At 63.8% G+C, this 752-nt stretch carries 2 protein-coding genes; both read right to left on the bottom strand.

Features of this window, described 5'->3' with window-relative positions:
* A partial coding sequence (locus tag LS48_RS14665; RefSeq protein WP_131807746.1) for a hypothetical protein occupies window positions 1-488 on the bottom strand: 488 nt, incomplete at its 3' end.
* On the bottom strand, window positions 485-752 hold a 268-nt coding region (locus tag LS48_RS15400), incomplete at its 5' end, for a hypothetical protein (RefSeq protein WP_157881743.1). The genes LS48_RS14665 and LS48_RS15400, both read right to left, overlap by 4 nt.

Raw genomic sequence — 752 nt, 5'->3', positions numbered from 1 at the left:
TTCGGTTGGTGATGGTCGCCGGCGGATGGACTGGCGGCGCGGATAGCTTTCGCAGCAGCTTGCGTGCCCTCGCGATAGCCGTCCTCCCAGTCCATCTGGGACGGATGCCCAACACGCGATCTAGGGCGATCGTCAAATGCACATTCTGCGATTGCCGCATAATGCTCCCCGCTCGTCAGCCCCTCCACCGGTGGGGCGGCGAAGAACGCACGCAGACGATCAAGCCACGATGACGGGTTTGCCAGCGACTTGCGCCAATCCGACAGCAGCCGGTCAAGTTCGCGACGATCGGCATCATCACCCGCACCGGCCATGTCGGTAGACGCGAGGGCGGACCGGAGAACCCAGCGCGCTTCCTGCTCTTCACGCATCGAAGGAACGTGATCGCGACCATGCGACGCTCGCGCGTCCGTAGCTTGCAGAAGGCGATCCGCTGCCTCCCGCAGTTCATCTCCCCCGCGTGCCGGGGTCGTGTGGGCGTCGCTCATAGCTCGTCGTCCCAGTGCTTGTTAAGGATGGCTGCCACGCGATCAGCAACGACGCGCGGCTCGGCGCTGTACAGGCTGACGATCAGCACCGGCATGGTCAGGCCGATGGAGGTGCCGTTATCAGTTTTCTTTGGCGGTGACTGGTAGTGAACGGCGATGCACTCGCTGCGCAGATCGTCTCGGTCGAGGTTCCGCAGGTAGGCCGTGCTGCTGACCGTCCACACGACATGTGCTTCGTCCGCCCTCGTGACCTCTGGCGTGCTT

Origin of the sequence: Aequorivita aquimaris (assembly GCF_001573155.1) — a bacterium.
Taxonomy (GTDB): Bacteria; Bacteroidota; Bacteroidia; order Flavobacteriales; family Flavobacteriaceae; genus Aequorivita; species Aequorivita aquimaris.
This window is presented reverse-complemented; position numbering and strand designations above follow the sequence as displayed.